Raw genomic sequence first — 22041 nt, forward strand, 5'->3', positions numbered from 1 at the left:
CCGGACACGAGGGTTTTCGCCAGCCAAGCGGCAATCATCTGCGGCTGACCGCACGATGCCCGGACGGGCGGCGGGTCGGGGCGATGGGCGTAACGACCCGGCGGGGTCGGGACCTGCGGCCCCTGCGCGACGGCACCGGATGCCACAGGATGAGGCGGCAACCCGGTACAGCACCGCGTCGTGAGGCACGATGAGCAGAGACGGAAAGGTCGTGACCATGAGTCAGGAAAGTCAGCTGACCACCGCGCTGGCGGAGGCCGCCGCCACAGCCGGCCACGCCCCCTCGGTGCACAACACCCAGCCGTGGCGTTGGCGGGTGCTGCCCGACGCGCTGGAGCTGCGCTCGGTCGCCGACCGGCAGCTCGCCGCCAGCGATCCCGAGGGTCGACTGCTCGCGATCAGTTGCGGCACCGCCCTGCACCACGCCCGACTGGCGCTGGCCGCCGAAGGGTGGCGCGCCGTGGTGGAACGGCTGCCCGACCCGGCCGACAGCGAGCTACTGGCCCGGCTGACCGACCTCAGCCACACCACGGCCGACCCGGACGCCATGCGCATGGTGCAGTGCATGCAGGTCCGGCACACCGACCGGCGGCCGGTCAGCGACGAGCCGGTGCCGCCCACCGCGATCGAGGAGATCAGCCGGGCGGTCACCGCCGAGGGTTGTCGGTTGCAGATCCTCGACCGCGACGAGATGTTGGAGCTGGCCGCCACCGCCGGGCACGCCGACACGGTCGAGGCCGAGGATCCGGAGCTGCGCGCCGAGCTGGCGTACTGGACCAGCCGGGCCGGCGAGGGCACCGGCCTGCCCGCCGAGGTGCTGCCCGAGCAGCCTGCGCAGACCACCGTGCCGGGCCGCGACTTCGGCCGCCCCGGCAGCCTCCCGGTGGGTCCCGGCCACGACCGGATGGCGGTGTACGCGATGCTGCACGGCGACGAGGACGAGCGGGACAGCTGGCTGCGCGCGGGCGAGGCGCTCTCCGCCGGTTGGCTGACCGCCACTCGGCTTGGCGTGTCCGTGGTGCCGCTCAGCGCGGTGGTGGAGGTGCCGGGCACCCGGCAGACCTTGCGTCAGATGCTCTCCGGGATCGGCTTCCCGTACATCGCGTTGCGGTTGGGCATCGCGGACCCGACGCAGGCGGGTCCGCCGCACACGCCGCGGCTGGCCACCGCGCAGGTGGTCGACACCTCCGCGGTCCGGGGCGAGCACGGTTGACGGGTCTCGGCCAGGAAAGTCACCGGCGCTACCATCGCCCGGTGACCAGCAGCGCGCCGCAACCCCCTCGGGAATCGCCAGCGACCCCGTCACTCGGGCTGAGCCCTCTGTCGCGGGTCCGCCTCGACGAGCTGCTGCAGGAGATGCTGGTCCGGGTCGGCGAGGTGATGACCAGCCGGGAGCGCCTGCGGGCCCTGCTCGACGCGGTGGTCGGCATCGGCACCAACCTGGATCTGCGCACCACCCTGCAACGCATCGTGCAGGCGGCCTGCGAGTTGGTCGGCGCCCGGTACGGCGCGCTCGGCGTGGTCGGTCCGGACCGGCTGCTGCACGACTTCATCGTCCACGGCATCACGCCGGAGCAGCACGAGCGGATCGGCGACCTGCCGCACGGGCGGGGCGTGCTCGGCCTGCTCATCGACGATCCCCGGCCGCTGCGGATGCCCGACATCACCCAGCACCCCCGCTCCTACGGGTTCCCGGCCAACCACCCGCCCATGCACAGCTTCCTGGGCGTGCCGGTCCTCATCCGCGACCAGATCTTCGGCAACCTCTACCTGGCGGAGAAGCAGGGCGGCGCGGAGTTCACCGAGGACGACGAGGAGATCGTCGTCGCGCTCGCCGCCGCCGCCGGCGTGGCCATCGAGAACGCCCGCCTGTACGCCCTGGCGCACCGGCGGGAACGCTGGCTCGCCGCCACCGCCGAGATCACCACTGTGCTGCTGGGCGAGGTACGCCGTACCGACGCGTTGGCGTTGGTCGCCCGCCGAGCCCGCGAGGTCGCCGAGGCCGAACTGGCGCTGGTGCTGCTCTACGACACCGACACCGAGCAGTTCTCCGTGGAGGTGGTCGACGGCCCCGACGAGCAGACCCACGCGCTCGTCGGCGCGGTCCTGCCCGCCGCCGACACCAGCTTCGGCGCGGCGGTCGCCGAGGGCCGGCACGACCAGGTGGACGACCTGGCGCACGCCGCGCCGTGGCCGGCGCTGCTGCACACCGGCCCGGCGATGATCTCGCCACTCACCACCGCCGAGACCCTGCACGGCGTGCTGATCGTGGCGCACCGCCCGGAGCGCGGCGGTGGCGCCAGCGAGGAGGACCTGACGCTGCTGGGCAGCTTCGCCGGGCAGGCCGCGCTAGCCATGGAACGGGCGCGCGGCCAGGAGGAACGGGAACTGCTGGTGGTCCTGGAGGACCGCGAGCGGATCGCCCGCGACCTGCACGACGTGGTGATCCAACGACTCTTCGCCACCGGCCTGCAACTGCAGAGTGCCGCCCCGATGGCCCGCCCGGAGCTGGCCAAGCGGATCAACGCGGCGGTCGATGATCTGGACGCCACCATCCGCGACATCCGCCGGACGATCTTCGAGTTGCGTACGCCGATGACCTCGGAGCTGCGTACCGAGATCCGGGCGGCGGTCGAGGCCGCCGCCGAAGCGCTGGGCTTCAAGCCGCACCTGGAGCTTTCCGGGCCGGTGGACAGCGCCGTGCCGGACGCCATCCGCCCGGACCTCACCGCCGTGCTGCGCGAGGCGCTGTCGAACGTGGTCCGCCACGCGCAGTGCACCCGCGTCGACGTCGCCGTACGCGTCGACTCCGGCCAGGTCACCGTGACGGTCACCGACAACGGGGTGGGCTGCGACCCGGCCGACGCCCGGGGTGGCCTGGTCAACCTGCGCGAACGCGCCAGCCGCCTCGACGGCACCTTCACGGTCACCGCGGCCGAGTCGCACGGCACCAAGGTGTGCTGGGCCGTGCCGCTGCGCGACTGACTCCCGCGACCCGGGTCAGGGCGCCTTGCCGAGCAGACGCGTGGCCAGAACGGCGGCCTGCGTGCGGCGCTCCAGGCCCAGCTTGGCCAGCACGCTGGAGACGTAGTTCTTCACCGTCTTCTCCGCCAGGAACATCCGACCGGCGATCTCCCGGTTGGTCAGCCCCTCGGCCACGTACTCCAGGATCCGCCGCTCCTGCTCGGTGAGCGACTTCAGCTCGCGCGGCTGCTCGACGCCGTTGCGGATGCGCTCCAGCACCCGGGTGGTGATCGCCGGGTCGAGCAGCGACTGCCCGGCCGCGACGCGACGCACCGCGTCGACCAGATCGGTGCCACGGATCTGCTTGAGCACGTACCCGGCGGCACCCGCCATGATCGCCGCGAACAGCGCCTCGTCGTCCTCGTACGAGGTGAGGATCAGCCCCTTGATGGACGAGTCGACGGCGCGGACGTCGCGGCACACGTCGATGCCGTTGCCGTCCGGCAGCCGCGCGTCGAGGATCGCCACGTCGGGCCGCAGCGCCGGGATGCGGCGGGCCGCCTCCTGCGCCGAGCCGGACTCGCCGACCACCTCGATGTCGCCGCTGCTCTGCAACAGGTCGGCGAGGCCACGGCGGACGACCTCATGGTCGTCGAGGAGGAACACACGGATCATCCCTCCTTTCTACAGGCTGCCCGTGGCCCACCGCACGGGCCGAAGGTCCCGATCGGCCCGGAGCGAGCGGGCGCTCGGACCCGACTGGTCGGGACGTCCGGCCCTGCTCGGCGAGCACCGAACGATGGAGCGTGAAGGTGCGCCGGCCACCGCGGCACCACCCGCCACCGGCCCAGCGGAGAGGAGCACCGACATGGACATCGGCTACACCGCAGCCCAGTTGCGGACCGCCGCCGTGGACGCGGTCCGGGCACCGTCGTTGCACAACACCCAACCGTGGCGGCTACGGCTGCGCAACGGCGGCATCGAGGTGCTGGCCGACCCGGCCCGCCGGCTGCCGGCGACCGACCCGAGCGGGTGGGGTGTCCGGATCGCCTGCGGCGCGGCGTTGTTCAACCTACGGATCGCCCTGGCCGTCGCCGGCATCCCGGCCCGGGTGCGGCTGCGCCCCGACCCGGCCGAGCCGGACCTGCTGGCCCGGCTGGTACCGGACCTTCCGCGTCGACCCACCCCCGCCGAGCAGACCCTGTACGGGGCCATCCCGCGCCGATTCAGCAACCGCCTGCCGTTCTGGCCGGACCCGGTGCCGGCCGACGCCCGGTGGCGCCTCGGCGAGGCGGCCCGTGCCGAGCAGTGCTGGTTGGAGCTGCTGATCGGGGTGAGCGCGGTCTCCGCGTTCGGGGAGATCGCGCGCAGCGCGCACCGGGTGCTGGAGCGCGACCCCGCGTACCGGGCCGAACGGGAAGGGTGGCTGCGCCGGGAGTCGACCCCGGACGGTGTGCCCGGCTCGGCCGGAGGTCCGCGGGGCGAGCCGCAGGACGTCCTCCCGACGCGCGGCTACGGTGGGCGCGACCGCGCCCCCGGACGGGACTTCGAACCGGAACCCCTGGTGGGAGTGCTGGGCTCGATGGGCAACACCGCCGTGGACCAGGTGATCGCCGGGCAGGCCCTGCAACGCCTGCTGCTCACCGCCACGGACGCCGGACTCAGCGTCTCGATGCTCTCCCAGCCCATCGAGGTGCCCACGGCGCGGGAACAACTGCGGCTGTCCCTGGGCCGGTTCGGCACACCGCAGATGGCTTTGCGGATCGGGTACGGCCAGCCGGGCCGGCCGACCCCTCGACGTGGCGTCGACGAGGTGCTGGACCTGCCGGTGGTGTCCGCCTGACCCGCCGGGGCACGGTCAGGCGGCGAGCACGGCGGCCTCCACGGTCGGGTCCAGCCCGATCGAGCTGCGCTGCGGTCGCCCGGCGCGCGGCGGAACGGCACCGACCTCGCGCAGCCACCGCCAGGTTTCCCCGACGGTCTCGGCCACCGGCCGGCAGGTCAACCCGGCGGCTTGCGCCCGGGTCACGTCCTGCTCCAGCAACCCCCGGTACGGATGCCCGCGCGGCAGCCAGATCGGCAGGTCGCTCCACGGCTGCACCCCGGCGGCGAGGATCGACGCCGGATCGGTCCACCGCAGCCGAGCGTCCGCGCCGGTGGCGGCCACGCACGCGTCGAGCAGCTCGCCCATCGTGGTCTGCGCCGGACGACCCACCGCGTTGAACGTGCCGCCCACCTTCCGGGTGCCCGCGTCGAGCATCCACCCCGCGAGGTCGCGGACGTCGACGTACTGCACCGGCAGGTCGGCCGGCGCGGGGGCGAGCACGTCCCCGCCCCGCTCGACGCGCCGTAGCCACCAGGGCAACCGACCGATGTCCTCGCCCGGGCCGAGGATCAGGCCGGCCCGGGCGACCAGTGCGCGCTGACCGAACACCTCCCGCACAGCGCGCTCGGCACCGGCCTTGAGCTGCGGGTAGTCGCCGTCGACGGAGCCCGGGTCGGCGTCCACCACCGGTGACTCCTCATGCAACCCCGCCGCGGCATGGTCGGTGTAGACCGAGCCGCTGGACACGTACACGTAGTGGCCGACCGCGTCGACCAGGGCGCGGGCGGCGTCGCCGGCGGCCCGCGGCGCACCGTCCCAGGTGTCCACCGCGACGTCCCACTCGCCGCCGGCCAGCGCGGCCAGGCCGTCCGGCGCGGTGCGGTCACCCCGCAACCGGTGTACGCCGGACGGCACCGTGCCGTGCATCCCCCGGTTGAACACCGTCACCGACCAGCCGCGGCGCACGGCCTCGGTGACAGTGGCCCCGCCCACGAAGCCCGTACCGCCCAGCACCAGCAGTCTCATGCGCTCCACCCTGCCGGCGGCCGCCGAAGGACGACACCCCCGTTCGCCGGCAGCGGATCTGCTCGTGGCAGAACCGGAAGGTGGCAGGAGGGTGCGGGCGTTCATTCACTCGCCCTTCGCCGTTTCGGCCAGCACGCGCCTGCGGCGCAGCAGTGCCGCTCGCGCCCGCCGGGCCGCCCGCAGGTTCAGGGCCGCCACCGCGCCGAGCAGGAGCACAACGCCGAGCAGCGCTGGCTCCAGGTCGTGTCGCAGCAGGCTGATGATCAGCGCGCCAACGCTGAATGCCAGCCAGGCCCCGACACCGAGCCAACCGGCGACCACCCGATCCCGGGCGAACAGCGGAGTCCGTCGGGTCACGGCCCAGCCGCCGAACGCCGCCCAGCACAGGCCGATCACCACCAGGACGGCGAAGGCCACGTTCGTGCGCATCGGTAGACCCGGCTCGGTGGCCCAGAGCAGACCGATCAGGGCGCTCGCGGTGAGACCGGTGAAGGTCAAGGCCAGGTAGCCGACCCGCCTGCGCAGCGACAACGGCGCGTCCAGTCGCGCCAGCACCTCTTCCGGAGTCATGCCTCGTACCCCTTCCGCACCATCTCGTGGCGCAACAACGTGCGGGCCCGGTTGAGCCGCGACTTGACGGTGCCGACGGGTACGCCGCAGATCTGCGCGCAGGCGTCCAGCGGCAGATCCTCCAGGTAGAACAGCAGAAGCACCTCCCGTTCCCGGGCGGGGAGCGCCGCCAGCGCGTCGGCCAGCGTCTCCCGGTTGACAACCTCCTCGGCCTCGTCGTCGCCCGGCAGGTCGTCGATCGGTTCGGGCTCCGGGCGGGCGTACGCGTCCCGCAGCCGGTTCAGCACCGCCCGACGGGCGATGGTGAACAGCCACGGGGTGAACCGGTCCGGTTGCCGCAACCTCGGCAGCCCCTTGAGGACCGCCAGCCAGATCTCCTGCACCACATCGTCGTCTGACCCGCCGAGCATCCGCCCGACGTACCGCTCCACCGCCGGATGCCAGCCCTGCACCAGCTCGGCGAACGCCTCCCGTTCACCCAACTGGCAGCGGACCACCAGCAACTCATCGCTCATCAGCCCCTCCTTCGCCTATTCAGTCGGCGTGGAAGCCCGGCAGGTTCACGGTCGCGGCGGTAGACCCCCGCCCAGAATGCAGGAAAGCCGCCCAGGGCATGGTCAACTGAGCCGCCGGTTGCGAAACTGCTTCAATCTGCGTCAGCACGGGCAATCGAGGCTGGCTCGACGTCGGCACAACCCGGACGGAGAAGGGCATGTCCAGCACACCGCTGTCCCTGCCGCAGCCATCCGCGCGGGCACCCGAGTTCGGCCGGGACGCGCTCATCGTCTGCGAGAACCTGGTGCGGATCTACCAGACCGGTTCGATCGAGGTGCAGGCACTACAGGGGCTGGACCTGGCCGTGGAGAGCGGTGAGCTGGTCGCCGTCGTCGGTGCCTCCGGATCGGGCAAGTCGACACTGCTCTCCATCCTGGCCGGCATCGACGCCCCCACCGCCGGGCGGGTCCGGGTCGACCGGTGGAATCTGCTGGCGATGTCCCGCGCGGACCGGGTGGACTACCGGCGGCACACCGTCGGATTCGTACGGCAGCAGACGGCGAGCAACCTGATCCCCTACCTGACCGCACGGGAGATGGTGGACCTGCCGATGACGGCTGCCCGTACCGGGAAGCAGGAGCGCCGGGAGCGCGCGGCCGAGCTTCTGGACAGCCTCGGTGTCGCCGACTGCGCCGATCGCCGCCCCGGGCAACTCTCCGGAGGGCAGCAGATGCGGGTCGCGATCGCGGTGGCGCTGGCCAACCAGCCGCGGGTCCTGCTCGCCGACGAGCCGACCGGCGAGTTGGACGCCGCCACGTCCGCGGAGGTCTTCGGCGTGCTGCGGGACGTCAACCGGCGCTACGGCGTCACCGTGGTCGTGGTGACCCACGATCCGGAGGTCAGCGGCCAGGTCGAACGGACCGTCGCGATCCGGGATGGGCGCACCAGCAGCGAGGTGCTGCGCCGCACCACCACCGACGCGGAGGGCGACACGCACATGATCGCCGAGGAGTACGCCGTGATGGACCGGGCCGGGCGGGTCCAGGTGCCCCGCGATTTCCGCCAGGCGCTGGCGCTGACCCGACGGGTCCGGCTGGCCCTGGAACCCGACCACATCACGATCCGCCCCGACTCGGGAAGCGGCGAATGAGCAGCGAGCCGCTGCTGAGTGTGCGCGGCGTACACCGGCGCTTCCGCACCGGGCCGACCGTCGTACACGCCCTGAACGGCGTGTCCTTCGACGTGACCGCCGGTTCGATGGTGGCGCTCGTCGGCCGGTCCGGCTCGGGCAAGACCACCCTGCTCAACGTCATCGGCGGCCTGGACCGCCCGGACGCCGGCACCGTGCACGTCGACGGCACCGACGTCACCGCGCTCGACGAGGACGGCCTGTCCCGGCTGCGGCGCGAGAAGGTGTCGTACGTCTTCCAGAGCTTCGGGTTGATCCCGGTGCTGTCGGCCGCGGAGAACGTCGCGGCCCCGCTGCGGATGGCCCGCGTCGCCCCGACCGAGCGCGAGCGGCGGGTCGAGTTGCTGCTGGAGCTGATCGGCCTGGCCGACCACGCCCGGCAACGGCCGGCCGAGCTGTCCGGCGGCCAGCAGCAGCGGGTGGCTATCGCCCGCGCGCTGGCCGCCTCGCCCCAGCTTCTGCTCGCCGACGAGCCCACCGGGCAACTGGACGCCGAGACAGGCCTGTCGGTGATGGCCCTGCTGCGGGGAATAGTGGAATCCGAAGGCGTCACCGTACTGGTGTCGACGCACGACGCGGTGATGATGGCCCTGGCCGACCGGGTGATCCGCATCCACGACGGACACCTCGACGAACAGGCGGCCGGGCCGCCGTACGCTCCCGTGCCGGACGCCGGGTGACGCGACGATGAAGCTGGTCAGCCGGCGCGCCCGCGCGCAGTGGCCGTTGCTGGCAGCCCTCCTCGGGGTCGTCACGATCGGCGCGACCCTGTTGGGTACCTGCACCCTGCTCGTCACCCGCACCGCCGAGCGGGCGTTGGAGGTCGCCATGGCCCGCGCCGCCCCCGCCGCCGTCGACGTGACCGTCTACACCGGCACCGTCGAGGGCCGCGACACGCGGTCCGTCGCCGCCGACACCCGTACCGCGGTGGCCTCCACGCTCGCACCGATCCCGGTGACGACAACCGCGCGGGCGTCGACGGTGCTGCGGGCGCTGCCGCCCACACTCGCCACGGGCACCACCGTTCCGCCGCAGGCCTACCTGTCGGGGCTGGACGACCTGCCGACCCGAGCCGAGCTGGTCACCGGGCGGTGGCCACAGCACCCGGGCGACGCGGTGCTGCTGGAGTCCACCGCACAACTGCTCGGCCTCACCCCCGGTCGCCAGGTACGCCTCGGCGCCGAACTGGCCCACGCGCCCGTCCCCGCCATCGACGTGACAGTCGTCGGTGTGGTGCGCCCCCTCGCGGGACGCGGCTGGGACCGTGACCCGCTGGCCGCGGCCGGCTCCGCCATCGGCTACCGGGACGGCCGCTTCATGCAGCCGGTCAACGCCTACGGCCCGTTCCTCGTCGACCTCGCCGACCTGGTCACCACCGGCGCCACAGTCGACCGGATGGAGGTCACCGCCCATCCGGACCTGTCCCACAACAACCGCAGCGACCTGGAGACCGTGGCCGGGGCCGTCGACAATGCCGACCGCCGGCTGGCCGGCGCCCTCGGCGAGCGCGTCCAACTCGCACGGGTCGCCTCCGACCTGCCGCTGACCCTGCGGGCCGCCGACGACCAACGGCACGTCACCGCCGCCGTCGTGCTCGCCGTCGCCGTCCTCGGTGGTGTCCTGGCCGCGACAGCACTCGTCCTCGCGGGCCGACTGACCGCTGGCATCCGCGCCGACGAGACCGCCCTGCGGGCCGCCCTGGGCGCCAGCCGTCGCCAACTCGCCGCCACCGCGACACTCGAGGCCGGGCTCGTCGCCGTCGTCGCCGTCGCGCTCGCGATACCGGCCTCGTCGGCCCTGCACGCCGGTCTGACCCACGTGCCACCGCTGGACGGCGCAGGCCTGACCGTCCGGCCAGCCGTCGCTGGCGTCCAGGTCCTCGCGGTCGTCGGTGGCGCGCTGGTGCTCGCCGCCGTACTCACCGTCCTGGCGATCCGACCCGTCCCGGCGGCCGGCGAGCGGCGTACCCGCCGCGAACTACTGGCCCGATCCGGCGCCGACCTGCTGCTCGCGGTATTCGCCGCCGTCGGGTGGTGGCAGCTGTACGCGCAGCCCACCACCGCCAGCCCACGCGCCGACGCGGTCCGGGTGCTCGCGCCGGCACTGCTGCTCACCGCAGGTGCCGCCCTGGCTCTCCGAGTGGTACTCCCCGCCCTGCGCGGTGCCGACCGGCTGGCGTATCGCGCCCGCGGGCTGGCGCTTCCGCTGGCGGTCTCCGAGGCCGCCCGCCGGCCACAAGCGGTCGCCGCCGGTCTGCTCGTCGGGCTGGCCTGCGCGGCCGGAACCTTCGGCCTCGCCTTCGACAGCACGTGGCAACAGTCGCAACGCGACCAGGCCGCGCTCGTCGTCGGCACCGACCTGGCACTCACCCTCAGCACGGCGCCGGTGGCCGGAGACGGCGCTGTCGTCAGCGCGGCCACCACGGGGGCAGTGAGTCCGGCCCTCGACCGTGGCACCACGGTCGGTCAGTGGCTCGGCACCGCCGGCGACGCGCCGCGTCTGGTCGCCGTCGACACCACCCGCGCCGACGCGCTGCTGCGCGGGCGGCTCGACAGCGAGCGCGGATGGGCGGACGTCGGCACCGCGCTGGCACCACGCACCCGGGTCACCGGCCTCGCCGTCCCGGCCGGCGCCCCGCTCGTCCTGAGCGGAACCGCGTCCGGCGGCACCCCGCTCACCGTGACGCCCCAACTGCTGCTGCAGGACGCCACCGGCCTGCGCACGTCCTGCACCGGTCCCGCCGTACCGCTCGACGGTCAGGAGGTTCGGCTGCCCGACTGCGCGTCCGCCGACGGGCTGCGCCTCGTCGCGGTCGCCCTGCCGATCGCCGCCGACCCCGTCGGCGGACGCGTCGCCGTGGCCGTCACGCTCACCGTGCCGCCCGCCGGCACGCAGGAGAGGTCCACCGACGGGTCGGACTGGACCGCCACGTCCGCGCCGCCGGTCCCGGGCAGGTTGGTCGACCCGACGGTCATGATGTCCGCCACGCCGACGGGAACCGCCCTGCGGATGGCAACGACAGTTGACCTCGCCGGCGCCGACGACGCCGCCCGGACCCTCGTCGCCACCGCCTTCCCGGACCCCGGCCCGGTGCCCGTCGCCGTCTCCGACCACTTCGCCAGCGAGGTCGGCGCCGATCGCGGCAGCAAACTCAGCGTCACGGTCGGCATCACGCCCGTCCCGGTCGTCGTCACCGAGGTCATCCCGACCGTACCGTCCGCCCCCGGCGCCGCCGCCGTGCTGGCCGACCTGGACACGCTGTCCCGCGCACGCGTCGTCACCGGCGACCTGACGTTCCCGGTCGACGCCTGGTGGGTCGGCCGCCCGACCGAGCCCGGTGCCGCCGAGCGGGCCACCGCCCTGCACCTGGGCACCGTCGCGACCCGCGAGGCGGAGACCGCCCGTCTCACCGACGGCCCGCTGAGCGCCGGGCTGCCGGCAGCTCTCCGGCTCATCGTCCCGGCCGCCGCACTGCTGCTGCTCGCCGGCGTCGTCCTGCACGTCACCTGCGATCTGCAGGTCCGCGCCGTCGAGGTGGCGCGGCTGCGCGGGCTGGGGATGTCCCGGCGCGGTATCCGGGCCGTGCTGCTCGGCCAGCACGCCGGCGTTCTGCTGCCCCTGCTCGCGGCGGGCGCGGCCGTCGGCGCGCTCGCCACCCGCGTCGTCGCTCCCCTGCTGGTGCGCTCCGACACCGGCGCCGCGCCCGTCCCGGTCGCCCAACCACACTGGCCGTGGCCGGCCGAGACCGCACTGCTCGCCGTCCTGCTGGCCGGATGCGTGCTGGCGGTCGCCGTCGTGGTCACCGTCCAGGTCCGCCGGGCCGATGCAGCGCATTTGCGGGTGGCACCGTGAACCGGTGGCTGACCCGTCGGTGGCCGACGCCGCACTGGCCCAGCGTCCGCGGCCGTGGCCGCACCGACGTCGGGCCGCTGCTGCTCACCGCCGCCGTCATCGCGACCGTCACGCTGCTCGCCGGGGCCGTACCACCGCTGCTCCGCGCCGCCGCCGACAAGGCCGTCCAGGACACGGTCCGCGACGCCGGCACCGACTCGAACGTCCTGGCACACGCCGACTGGGAACGCGACGACGGACCGACCGGTGGTCGGGTCCGGATGCCCAACCTCGCCGAGGAGGTCGACGCCTTCCTCGCCCGAACGACGTCCGCGCTCGGACCCGACCTCGACGCCGCGCTGCTCCCGCCCGTCACCGTCGTCAACGGCCCGATCCTCAAGATCACCAACGGCAACGCGCCGCGTACCTTCCAGTTCACCTTCCTGGCCGGTGACCTCGGCGGCCCGGACGTCACCTGGATCGCCGGCAGCCCGCCCGGTCCCGCCGTCTCCGACCAGTACGTCGAGGTTCCCTACGACGGACCCCCCTGGCCGGTGCAGATCGGCCTCTCCGAGGCGGACGCCGCCGCACTCGACCTCCGCCCCGGCGACCGGATCCCGGTCAAGGACGGTCAGGGTCCCGACAAGGACGTCCGGGTCAGCGGGATCTACCGACCGGCGGACAGCGCCGACCCGGCCTGGCGGCTCGCCCCGGCGCTGCTGCGCCCCGTGCCCGGGGCCGACGGCGTGGGGACCACCCGGGTCGCCGGCCTGCTGTCGCGTGAGTCGTTACCGGACGCCCGGCTCGCCGTCGACGAGGACCAGCTGCGGCGCACCGTCCACTTCGCACCCGTTCCCGACGCGCTCACCTGGGACGGCACCGCGGCGCTCGCCAGCCAGGTGGTCAAGCTCAAGGCGACCTCCGGCTCATCGAGCGACCGCGAGCAAACCCTGAAGTGGGAATCGCAGCTCGACACCGCCCTGCGCGACGCCCGTACGCGCAACAGCGCCGCTTTCACACAGGCCGCCGTCCTGCTCGCCGGGGTACTGACCGCCACGGTGCTGGTCCTGCTGCTCGCCGCCGACCTGCTGGTCCGCCGCCGTACCCCGGTGCTGACCGCCGCCCGGCAGCGTGGGGCGGCGTTACCCGACCTCGGCGCGGAACTGATCATCGAGTCCACCGTGGTGTCAGTGTCGGCCGCCGCCGTCGGGCTCGCGCTCGCGCGCGCGGCCGCTCCGGGCGTCTCCTGGACCTGGGCCGTTCCCGTGGTCCTGGCCGGTGCCGTCGCCGGGCCGGCGTTCGGCACCCTCGCCGCCGCCCGCGCCAGCCGGGACCGGCGCCAACCCGCCAACCCGGCCGCTCGGCGCTGGATCCGGGCCACCGGTCAGTTGCGCCGCACCGCTGTGGAGGCCGCTGTCCTGATCGCCGCGGTCGCCGCCTTCGTCACACTGCACCAGCGCGGGCTCCTGCCCCTCGCCTCCGACGGCGACACCGGTGAGGTGACCGGCGACCTCATCCTGCCGATGAGCGCCCTCGCTCTGGGCGCGCTCGTCGGCGCGCTCGTCCTGCTCCGGCTACTGCCCCTCGGGGCGCGGTTCGCGCTCCGACAGGCCCTACGCTCGCGCCGCCCGCTGGCCGTGTTCAGTGCCGCCCAGGCGGCCACAACGGCCGGGCGCGCGCTGCCGCTGCTGGTTCTGGTCAGCACCACCGCGCTCGCGTCGTTCGCGCTCATCCTCGGCGCCACCGTCACCAGGGGCCTGACCGACGGCGCGTGGAGCACCGTCGGCGCCGACGCCCGCCTCGACGTCGGCGCCGATGCCGAGGCCGCCACGCCCGCACTCGCCGAGCGCATCGCCGCCGCACCCGGCGTGGAGCAGGTCGTCGTCGCGCAGGTGACCGACTCGGCACGCGTCTTCACCGATTCGACACTGCTCACCCCCCGCCTGGTCATCGTGGACACCGCCGCGTTCCGGCGCCTGCTGGCCACCACCCCGCTGCCCGACGCGCCGGCGCTGGCCCGGCTCACGGCACCCGGTCCTGGTCCCGGGGAGGTCCCAGCGCTGGTCCGCTCGAGTGACGGCGATCTGCGGACCGGCACGCGGCTACAACTACCCCGGGACGGCGCCCCGGCGATCCGTCTCGCCGCCGTCGGTACCGCTCCCTCCGTCGGCGGCGCCAACGACGTCGTCATCGTGGACGCCGCAGCCCTCACCGACGCCGGGCTGCCCGCCGTTCCGAACACCGTCTGGGTGACCGGCCCCGGTGCGGGGCGGGCCGTGTCGAACACCGGAGTCGCCGCCGACGTCGTGCTGCGTGCGGACGTCCTGCGGACGCAACGGGTGGCTCCGCTGACAGCAGGGCTGGTACGGCTGGCGTGGACGGCCGCCGCGGCGCTGCTGGCGCTGGGACTGCTCGGCCTCACGCTCGCCGCGGCCGCCGGTGCGTCGGGGCGGTGGCAGACCCTGACCCGGCTGCGGACCCTCGGCCTGCGGCCACGCGACGCCCGCTGGGTCGCCGCCGGAGAACTGCTGCCGCCGGTCGTGGTCACCGCTGTGTGCGGCCCGCTACTCGGGGCCCTGCTCGCACGCCTGACGCTCGGCCCGCTCGACCTGCGGCTGCTCACCGGTCAGGCCGCCGACCCGGCGGCGGTCCTGCCGTGGTGGTTGCTGGGCCTGGTGAGCGTGGCGCTGCTGGCGACGGCCGCCACGGTCGTACCTGTCGAGTCGGCGCTGCGGCGACGCGACCGGCTGAGCGAGGTACTCCGCGCGGGCGAGTGACCGACGGTCTCCCCATGCTGGAAGCAGAAACGACGAGACCCGTCACCGGATGTCCGGTGACGGGTCATCTGATCCGCTTGTATAGATGGTGGGCGATACTGGGTTTGAACCAGTGACCTCTTCCGTGTCAAGGAAGCGCGCTCCCACTGCGCCAATCGCCCGTGGCGGCCCCGTGGGGCGCATCGCGAGCGGACGACGGGATTCGAACCCGCGACCCTCACCTTGGCAAGGTGATGCGCTACCAGCTGCGCTACGTCCGCACGTCCCCGGCAAGCGCCGGCGACAGGTGAACTCTACCCGATGCCAAGATCGCTTGGCACGGCACCCTGGCCGGTCGCGGTTGCGCTGCTCCCGGCCGGGGTATTGAAGGGCTCGACAGCGCACCACACCCCCTTAAGGAGGCTGTCGTGGGTATCGGCACCAGCATCTTCCTGATCGCGCTCGGCGCGATCCTCACCTTCGCACTGGACGCGAGCGTCGGCGGCATCAACCTCGACGTGGTCGGCTGGATCCTGATGGGCGCCGGCGTGCTCGGCCTGATCATGACCACGCTGATCTGGGGTCGCCGCCGCCAGGTCGTCACCACCACCGAGCAGCCGGTGGAGTACCGCCAGGTCGAGGAGCGGCGGGACATCGCGCCGCCGCTGTGACCCGGTCAGCTCCACCGCTGGCGGAGCCGCCAGATCACCGTGATTCCGGCCGGCCGCCTCGTAGAAGGCGGCCGGCCCGTCCGCGAACGCGATCGGTGGCAGCGCAGGAGGGACACGCGCGGCGTGTCAGCGTTCAACACGCGGGACACGCTAGTCCAGGCAGGTGAGCGCAACCTCGGCGTAACGCGTCAGCGCCGCCCGGTCCGGGTTGATGGCACCCATCACCCGCAGGCCCTGGAGGCTGGTCACCAGGAAGCCGGCCATGTCGGTGGCACTGCGGTCGGTGGTGATCTGACCCCGCAACTGCGCCTCGGCGAGCAGATCGTAGAGCGCCAACTCCAGAGACTGGGTGGTCGAGCGAAGCCGCTCGGCGACCCGCACATCGTGGTGCGCCCGTTCCATCGACGCACCGACGATGAGGCAGGAGAGGTGGCGGCCGTCGCCGGTGATGTCGTCCACCGTGCCGATGAACACCTCACGGATGACCGCCCGCGCGTCGTTGCCGGAGCGCAGCAGATCGACCATCGGTGTGGCGTAGCGCTGCCGGTACAGGTCGAGCACTGCCAGGTAGAGGCCGTCCTTGCTGCCGAACGCCGCGTAGATCGAGCCGCTGCCCAGACCGGTCGCCTCGGAGAGGTCCCGCATGGAGGTGCCCTCGTAGCCCTTGCTCCGGAACACGTCCATGGCAGCGTCGACCGCAGCGTCGAGGTCGAACTCACGGGTGCGGGCCATGGCTGAACGCTACCCCTATCTGGAACGATCGACAAAGTACCGCCGGTCACAGCCGCCGGTCCGAGCCGTTCCGCCGCCCGCCGCCCGCCGCCCGCCGCCCGCCGCCCGCCGCCAAGATCGTGCTAAATCCAGGATGTAGTGGCCTCATCGACGGTGCGATACCACTACATCCAGGTTCGGGCGCGATCTTGGGACGGTGCGGGGTGCAAGGCGATGGTTGCCGGCGAAACCATTGACTACGGCGGTCAGACAGCGTTGTCTTTCCTGTGGCACCTGGGGAAGGGGAGCGATGGTCGACGATTTGTCCCTCGTATTCTGTGTAAGCGCTGACGTGTCGGTACGCGAGCGAATGGTGCGGCGACTCGACGGGCTCGGCACTCTGGTCATCTGCACCGACCTCGCCGAGTTGCAGGCGATGATCGGCCCGCCCATGGTCAACGGGCCGGCCTCGCTCCTCAACCCCGCCGCACCCGGCGCCGTTGGCGCGTCAGCCGCCGCGCCCGAAGCCGCCGCCGCGCCCGAAGCCGCCACCGCGCCCGCCCCCGCACCGAAGGCCGCCGCCGCGCCGAGGGCTGCCGCCGCGCCCGCCCCTGCTGTGACCTCGGGACGGATTAGCGTGCGTGACCTTGAGATCTATCCGCTCGACCACTTGGTGACGTGGCGCGGAGAACCGCTGGCCCTGACCCGACTCGAGCGCAACCTGCTCACCCAGCTCGCCACCGCACCGGTCGGAGTCTGGACGTACCAGAGGCTCTTCGAATCGGTCTGGGGCTGCGCGTTCCTCGGCGACACGTCGAGCCTGCACTCGGCCGTGAAGCGGTTACGTCGCAAACTGCACGCCGTCGACGACGCCCTGCGCGTGCACACCGTGCGGGGAATCGGCTACCGGCTCAGCGTCGACTTATGATGTGGCGCCACAAGAGAACGGCTCGTCACCGGGTCTTCCGGTAACGAGCCGTTCTCCTCTGGTGGGCGATACTGGGTTTGAACCAGTGACCTCTTCCGTGTCAAGGAAGCGCGCTCCCACTGCGCCAATCGCCCGTGCTTGTTGCCGAGGTGGGGACGGGATTTGAACCCGCGTACACGGCTTTGCAGGCCGTTGCCTCGCCTCTCGGCCACCCCACCGAGGTTGCCCCCGTCATACGTGGCGGCAGCTCCGAGCGGACGACGGGATTCGAACCCGCGACCCTCACCTTGGCAAGGTGATGCGCTACCAGCTGCGCTACGTCCGCACGCCCCCGGACGTTCCCGGGTGACGGATGAGAACTTTAGCCGAGTGGGTGTTTGACTGCCAACTCGGGGTCGCCTCGGCGCGTCCGAGGTGGCCGGGGCTGGAGCGGAGTCACCCTCGGCGGGCTTCCTAGGGGGCTGGCCTGGTTCCTGGATCTAGCACGGACCGTCACACTCCGACATTCCTCGGCAATGATCGTCATCATGGCGTCGCATGCCCGACCATCGACGTCTGCGCGCCTCGACACTGGGCAGCGGACCTCGATGAACACTCTCCGCGGAACGACCGACGACACCCTAAAGAAGTGTCCGGCTTCCGACTGTCACCGCGTGGATCGGCGCGCGGTGGTAACTGTTCGTGTTCGGTTGGATGGGCTACGGTAACGGTCGTGACGAGACGTGCGGCCGAGATCCGCCTGGATGCCCTGCTGCGCACCGCCTGCGACGTGATCGTGGAGCGCGGTCTGGCCAACACCCGGACGGCGGACGTGGCGAATGCCGCGGGCGTGAGTCAGGCGTTGGTTTTCTACCACTTTGCCACCAAGGAACGGCTGCTCGCGCAGGCCTTCGCGTACGCGGTCGAGCAGGATCTGGCCCGGCTCGACGCGGTGACCCGCTCCTCGGCCGCACCGCTGACCAAGCTCCGCCGGATCCTCAAGCTCTACACCCCGGCCGGACGGGCGACCTCCTGGTCGATGTGGATCGACGGCTGGTCCGAGTCGCTGCGTACCCCCGAGTTGGAGAAGGTGTCCCGGCGGCTCGACCTGCGCTGGCGGCAGGACCTGGCCGCGGTGATCACCGCCGGGGTGGCCGACGGCACCTTCCAGTGCGCCGACCCCGACGGGGCCGCCTGGCGGATCAGCGCGGTGATGGACGGCCTCGCCGTCCAACTCGCCGTGCACGACCGGGTCATCTCCCGCCGCCAATTCGGCGAGTGGGTCCGGCTGGTCACCTCCCGGGAGCTCGGCCTGGACCCGGCCGACCTGGACTGATCTGGGCAGCCGGCACCGATCCCCCACACCGGGCCGGGCAAAACGGGCTCAGTCCGCCCCGTCGACCGGAACAATCGGCAGCATGGATCTCCTGGAGGCGTACCGCCGGAGCCTGGCCGAATTCATCGACCGGGTGGATCAGATCGAGCCCGGCCAGTGGGCCGACCCGACACCCTGCTCGGACTGGGACGTCCGCACGCTCGTCAACCACGTGGTGACCGAGGGCCGGTGGAGCGTTCCGCTGCTCGCCGGCCGGACCATCGACGAGGTCGGCGACCGGCTCGACGGTGACCAACTCGGCGCCGACCCGATCGCGACGGCTCGGGAGGTCGCCGCGCAGGCCGAGGTCGCCGCCACCCACCCCGGCACCATCGATCGCACCGTGCACCTCTCCAGCGGCGACACCCCGGCCACGGAGTACCTCCAGCAACTCATCGCCGAGCACCTCGTGCACGGCTGGGACGTGGCGGTGGCGATCGGCGCGCAGCCACGGCTCGACCCGGACGCGGTGCACGCCGCCGCCCAGTGGTTCGCCGGCCAGATCGACGCCTACCGGCGCAACAACCTGGTCCACACGGGAGTACAGGTGCCCGACGACGCCGACGAGCAGGACCACCTGCTGGCCGCGTTCGGCCGCGACCCCGACTGGGCGCCGAGCGCCTGACCAAATCAAGATCTGTTCGTGCGATAGCGGCTCGGGACCTTGCCGCGACCTCGGGAGACTGATATCCACAGATGCGCATGCGTCACCGCGCATCTGTGGTCGGCGGCTCGCCGGCCATCCCGCTCCCACGAGGAGGTCCCGTGCCACAACCGGAGTGGTCACCCCCGATGAGCCGGCGTCGACGCCGGCTCATCGCCATCCTGGCGACGACGGCGACGGTAGCCGCGCTGCTCCCCACCGGCGTGAGCACCGCGGCCCCCACCGGCGGAGCAGCGTCCGCCGAGCGCCGGTCCGGGCCGTTCGCCGAGGGACACGCGCCCGCCGACGCCGACAACCGCACCGGTACGGCGGCACCCGACGCCCGGCAACGCGGCCTGGCCCGCGCCGTCGACCCCGACGTCCGGTGGAACCGGCTCGGCACCCCGCAGGCGCTCGGCCCCGGCCGCACCCCGCTGGCCAGCGGGCTGCCCGCCGACCCGGAAGCCGCCGCCCGCGCCTACCTGGCCGCCAACCACGACCTGTTCGGCATGGACGCCGCCACGGTGGCCAGCATGGAACGGGTGCTGGTCCGACCGATCGGCAACGGCACCGTGGTCACTCTCCGGCAACGCTTCGGTGACCTGCCCGCAGGGCCCGACGGCCTCGTCACCCTCGCGGTCGCCGACGGCGCGGTGCTTTCGGTCAGTTCCTCGCTGGCCCGCAACACCGGCACGCCGGCGCCGGCCACCCGCACCGCCGAGCAGGCGTACGCCGCCGCGCTCGCCGACGCCAAGCTGACCGCCGACGCGGTGGCCAGCCACACCATCCGGTCGGTGGCCGTGCCCACCCCGCTGGACGGGCCACGGGCCGCCTACGAGGTGACCATGATCGGCGCGGACACCGAGCACCCGGCCGCGTTCACCAGCTACGTGGACGGCAGCACCGGGCAGGTGCTGGTCCGCGAGGACCTCGTCGACTTCGACTCCGACAACCCGAGCTGGGCGGTCTTCCCGGCCACCCCGCCCCGCGACCTCAGCGCCGGGCAGGACCCCCGCGTGCGCTGGTGTGGCGACCCGGCCCCCGGCTGCCAGGCCGCCTTCCGCGACCCGGCCACCGGCCAACCGTGGGACGTCGACGCGGCCACCGGCACGCCGACCTTCACCTCGCGCGGCAACTCGGCCAACACGGTGTTGTCCTGGGGTGCGAACACCCCGGTCGTGCCGGCCCCCACCAGCCCGGAACGCCGCTACGAGTACCCCTTCACCGATCAGTGGCACCAGGCCCGGTGCAACCCGGAGGTGTTCACCTCCGCACAGCGCAACGACGCCGACGCGTCGATCGCCAACCTCTTCGCCATGCACAACCGGATGCACGACTGGTCGTACCAGCTGGGCTTCACCGAGTCGGCGTGGAACCTCCAGGCGGTCAACCTCACCCCGTCCGGCCTGGGCGGTGACGCCGAGCAGGGCCGCGCCCAGCAGGGCGCGCTGACCGGCAACCGCAACAACGCCAACCAGGGCACCCCGCGCGACGGGCTGCCGCCGACCACCAACATGTACCTCTGGCAGCCACAGGCCGGCGGGCCGTACCCGCCGTGCGTGGACGGCGACTACGACATGACGGTGATCGGTCACGAGTACACCCACGCGATCACCAACCGGATGATCGCCGGGCCGGACAGCGGGATCAGCGGCCACCAGGGCGGGTCGATGGGTGAGTCCTGGGGTGACCTGCTCGCCGCCGAGTACCTCTTCCAGCACGGGCTGCGCGCGCCCGGCGAGACGCCCTTCATCACCGGCGGCTACGTCACGGGCAACCTGGTCAGCGGCATCCGCAACTACGACCTGAGCCGCAGCCCGCTCAACTACTCCGACATCGGCTACAACACCGCCGGCCCGGCGGTGCACGCCGACGGGGAGATCTGGGGCGCCACCAACTTCCGGGTCCGCTCTGCCCTGGTGAAGCGGTACGGCCTCGGCACCCCGCAACGGCAGCTCGACTGCGCGCTGGGCAAGGTCGCGGCAGATCAGTGCCCGGGCAACCGGCGCTGGTCGCAGCTGGTCTTCGACTCGTTCCTCCTCCAGGCCGCCAGCCAGGTCAGCATGCTCGACATGCGCGACAACATGCTCACCGCCGACCTGCTCCGCTTCGGCGGCGCGAACCAGGACCTGATCTGGGCCGAGTTCGCGCGGTCCGGGATGGGCCGGGACGCCGCCACCAACGGTGCCGGCGACACCGACCCGACACCGAGTTTCGCCTCGCCGCGCGGTGGCAACGCGACGCTCACCCTGCGCCCGCGCGGGGACAGCGCCGAAGCGCCCATCCGGGTGTACGTGGGGGCGTACGAGGCGCGGGCCGTGCCGGTGGCCGACACCGACCCGGCGACGCCGATCCCGGACACCGTGGAGATGGTGGCCGGCACGTACGACCTGCTCGCCGTGGCCCCCGGGTTCGGGCACCAGCGGCTCAGCGTGGTCGCCAAGGCCGGTCAGGACGGGTACGTCGATCTGCGGATGAGCCGCAACCTCGCCTCCACGGCGTCCGGCGCCACCGTCACCGGCGACGGGGTCAACCTGGACCGGGTCGTCGACGACACCGAGGCGACGAACTGGGCCTCCCTGGACGGGGTCGCCGGCCGGCAGCTCACCGTGGCGCTGCCGGGCGACGCCCCGCAGACGGTCAAGCGGGTGAACGTCAGCGCGATGCTGCGCCCGGCGATCACCGGCGACGCCGACACCGGTGCCCAGAACGCGCTCACCGCCCTGCGTTCGTTCGCGGTGTCCGCCTGCAACGCGACGACCACCGACTGCGCGGATCCGACGCGTTGGCAACGCATCTACACCAGCGCAGGGGACGCGTTCCCCGGCGGGGCGTACCGGGCGTACAGCCGCGACATCAACCTTCGGACGTTCGCGGTACCCACCACCCTCGCCACCCACCTGCGCCTCGAGGTGCTGGCGAGCCAGTGCACCGGTGGCCCGAACTACGCGGGCGAGCAGGACGACGACCCGGCCACGACGACGGACTGCGCGACCGCCAGCCCGGCCCGGAGCCAGGTCAGGATCGCCGAGTTCCAGGCGTTCTCGAAGTGACACCGTGGGGCCGGCGGATGTCCGC

At 73.0% G+C, this 22041-nt stretch carries 17 protein-coding genes and 5 tRNA genes; 12 read left to right on the forward strand and 10 right to left on the reverse strand.

Going from position 1 to position 22041, the window contains the following annotated elements; translation table 11 throughout:
* Positions 1-217: 217 nt before the first annotated feature.
* Positions 218-1213: an Acg family FMN-binding oxidoreductase gene (locus tag ACFYP0_RS32770; protein WP_124860096.1), complete on the forward strand. Its 996-nt coding sequence runs from the start codon at positions 218-220 to the stop codon at positions 1211-1213.
* Between the two features lie 98 nt (positions 1214-1311).
* On the forward strand, positions 1312-2985 hold the full coding sequence (locus ACFYP0_RS32775) for a sensor histidine kinase (RefSeq protein ID WP_355495310.1): 1674 nt from the start codon (positions 1312-1314) through the stop codon (positions 2983-2985).
* Between the two features lie 15 nt (positions 2986-3000).
* Here the strand turns inward: ACFYP0_RS32775 and ACFYP0_RS32780 are convergent, their stop codons facing one another.
* The gene (locus tag ACFYP0_RS32780; RefSeq protein WP_124860098.1) at positions 3001-3639 is read right to left on the reverse strand and encodes a response regulator; all 639 of its coding nucleotides are present in this window, start codon (positions 3637-3639) and stop codon (positions 3001-3003) included.
* Positions 3640-3832: 193 nt separating this feature from the next.
* Here ACFYP0_RS32780 and ACFYP0_RS32785 point away from each other — a divergent pair, with 193 nt between their 5' ends.
* Entirely contained in the window at positions 3833-4807 is a 975-nt protein-coding gene (locus ACFYP0_RS32785) for an Acg family FMN-binding oxidoreductase (RefSeq protein WP_355495313.1), read from the forward strand.
* A gap of 15 nt (positions 4808-4822) precedes the next feature.
* Here ACFYP0_RS32785 and ACFYP0_RS32790 read toward each other — a convergent pair whose 3' ends face one another.
* From ACFYP0_RS32790 to ACFYP0_RS32800, 3 genes are all read right to left on the reverse strand, one after another.
* Positions 4823-5815 carry an NAD-dependent epimerase/dehydratase family protein gene (locus ACFYP0_RS32790; RefSeq protein WP_355495228.1) on the reverse strand — a complete coding sequence of 331 codons (993 nt, stop codon included), beginning with the start codon at positions 5813-5815 and terminating at the stop codon, positions 4823-4825.
* Positions 5816-5920: 105 nt separating this feature from the next.
* Positions 5921-6385, reverse strand: a complete 465-nt coding sequence (locus ACFYP0_RS32795) for a hypothetical protein (RefSeq protein ID WP_355495231.1) — start codon at positions 6383-6385, stop codon at positions 5921-5923.
* Positions 6382-6900: an RNA polymerase sigma factor gene (locus ACFYP0_RS32800; protein ID WP_355495234.1), complete on the reverse strand. Its 519-nt coding sequence runs from the start codon at positions 6898-6900 to the stop codon at positions 6382-6384. The genes ACFYP0_RS32795 and ACFYP0_RS32800 overlap by 4 nt, the downstream gene beginning before the upstream one ends.
* Before the next feature lie 197 nt (positions 6901-7097).
* On the opposite strand from ACFYP0_RS32800, the gene ACFYP0_RS32805 reads away from it, so the two are divergent.
* Genes ACFYP0_RS32805 through ACFYP0_RS32820 form a run of 4 tightly spaced genes read left to right on the forward strand, consistent with a single transcriptional unit; the run spans position 7098 to position 14677 of the window.
* Positions 7098-8030 (forward strand): ABC transporter ATP-binding protein, encoded by a 933-nt coding sequence (locus tag ACFYP0_RS32805; protein WP_124860104.1) that lies wholly within the window; start codon positions 7098-7100, stop codon positions 8028-8030.
* On the forward strand, positions 8027-8749 hold the full coding sequence (locus tag ACFYP0_RS32810; protein ID WP_355495237.1) for an ABC transporter ATP-binding protein: 723 nt from the start codon (positions 8027-8029) through the stop codon (positions 8747-8749). The genes ACFYP0_RS32805 and ACFYP0_RS32810 overlap by 4 nt, the downstream gene beginning before the upstream one ends.
* A 7-nt stretch (positions 8750-8756) precedes the next feature.
* Positions 8757-11921 carry an FtsX-like permease family protein gene (locus ACFYP0_RS32815; protein ID WP_355495240.1) on the forward strand — a complete coding sequence of 1055 codons (3165 nt, stop codon included), beginning with the start codon at positions 8757-8759 and terminating at the stop codon, positions 11919-11921.
* Positions 11918-14677, forward strand: coding sequence for an FtsX-like permease family protein (locus tag ACFYP0_RS32820; RefSeq protein WP_386998492.1), 2760 nt, complete (start codon positions 11918-11920; stop codon positions 14675-14677). Before ACFYP0_RS32815 ends, ACFYP0_RS32820 begins: the two co-directional genes overlap by 4 nt.
* Positions 14678-14763: 86 nt before the next feature.
* On the opposite strand, the gene ACFYP0_RS32825 is transcribed toward ACFYP0_RS32820, so the two are convergent.
* Together ACFYP0_RS32825 and ACFYP0_RS32830 are read right to left on the reverse strand one after the other, a co-directional pair.
* Positions 14764-14838 (reverse strand) — tRNA-Val (locus tag ACFYP0_RS32825).
* A gap of 26 nt (positions 14839-14864) precedes the next feature.
* Positions 14865-14937, reverse strand: a tRNA-Gly gene (locus tag ACFYP0_RS32830).
* A 147-nt stretch (positions 14938-15084) separates the two neighbouring features.
* Here ACFYP0_RS32830 and ACFYP0_RS32835 point away from each other — a divergent pair.
* Entirely contained in the window at positions 15085-15327 is a 243-nt protein-coding gene (locus tag ACFYP0_RS32835) for a DUF6458 family protein (RefSeq protein WP_091400768.1), read from the forward strand.
* A 150-nt stretch (positions 15328-15477) separates the two neighbouring features.
* On the opposite strand, the gene ACFYP0_RS32840 is transcribed toward ACFYP0_RS32835, so the two are convergent.
* Positions 15478-16059, reverse strand: a complete 582-nt coding sequence (locus ACFYP0_RS32840; RefSeq protein ID WP_386998493.1) for a TetR/AcrR family transcriptional regulator — start codon at positions 16057-16059, stop codon at positions 15478-15480.
* 289 nt (positions 16060-16348) lie between these two features.
* Here ACFYP0_RS32840 and ACFYP0_RS33155 point away from each other — a divergent pair, with 289 nt between their 5' ends.
* A complete protein-coding gene (locus ACFYP0_RS33155; protein WP_356980701.1) occupies positions 16349-16966 on the forward strand; it encodes a winged helix-turn-helix domain-containing protein in 618 nt (205 codons plus the stop codon).
* Positions 16967-17025: 59 nt separating this feature from the next.
* Here the strand turns inward: ACFYP0_RS33155 and ACFYP0_RS32850 are convergent.
* The 3 genes from ACFYP0_RS32850 to ACFYP0_RS32860 form a co-directional block, all read right to left on the reverse strand.
* Positions 17026-17100 (reverse strand) — tRNA-Val (locus ACFYP0_RS32850).
* Positions 17101-17113: 13 nt separating this feature from the next.
* Positions 17114-17184 (reverse strand) — tRNA-Cys (locus tag ACFYP0_RS32855).
* 34 nt (positions 17185-17218) lie between these two features.
* A tRNA-Gly gene (locus ACFYP0_RS32860) sits at positions 17219-17291 on the reverse strand.
* Positions 17292-17678: 387 nt separating this feature from the next.
* On the opposite strand from ACFYP0_RS32860, the gene ACFYP0_RS32865 reads away from it, so the two are divergent.
* The 3 genes from ACFYP0_RS32865 to ACFYP0_RS32875 all read left to right on the forward strand — a co-directional run bounded on the left by ACFYP0_RS32865 (position 17679) and on the right by ACFYP0_RS32875 (position 22016).
* The gene (locus ACFYP0_RS32865) at positions 17679-18281 is read left to right on the forward strand and encodes a TetR/AcrR family transcriptional regulator (protein WP_091400759.1); all 603 of its coding nucleotides are present in this window, start codon (positions 17679-17681) and stop codon (positions 18279-18281) included.
* 82 nt (positions 18282-18363) lie between these two features.
* Positions 18364-18945, forward strand: coding sequence for a TIGR03086 family metal-binding protein (locus ACFYP0_RS32870; RefSeq protein ID WP_356980698.1), 582 nt, complete (start codon positions 18364-18366; stop codon positions 18943-18945).
* Positions 18946-19085: 140 nt separating this feature from the next.
* Positions 19086-22016: a M36 family metallopeptidase gene (locus ACFYP0_RS32875; RefSeq protein WP_386998494.1), complete on the forward strand. Its 2931-nt coding sequence runs from the start codon at positions 19086-19088 to the stop codon at positions 22014-22016.
* Positions 22017-22041: the final 25 nt, after the last annotated feature.

Source organism: Micromonospora arida (assembly GCF_042873195.1).
GTDB classification, from domain to species: Bacteria; Actinomycetota; Actinomycetes; order Mycobacteriales; family Micromonosporaceae; genus Micromonospora; species Micromonospora arida.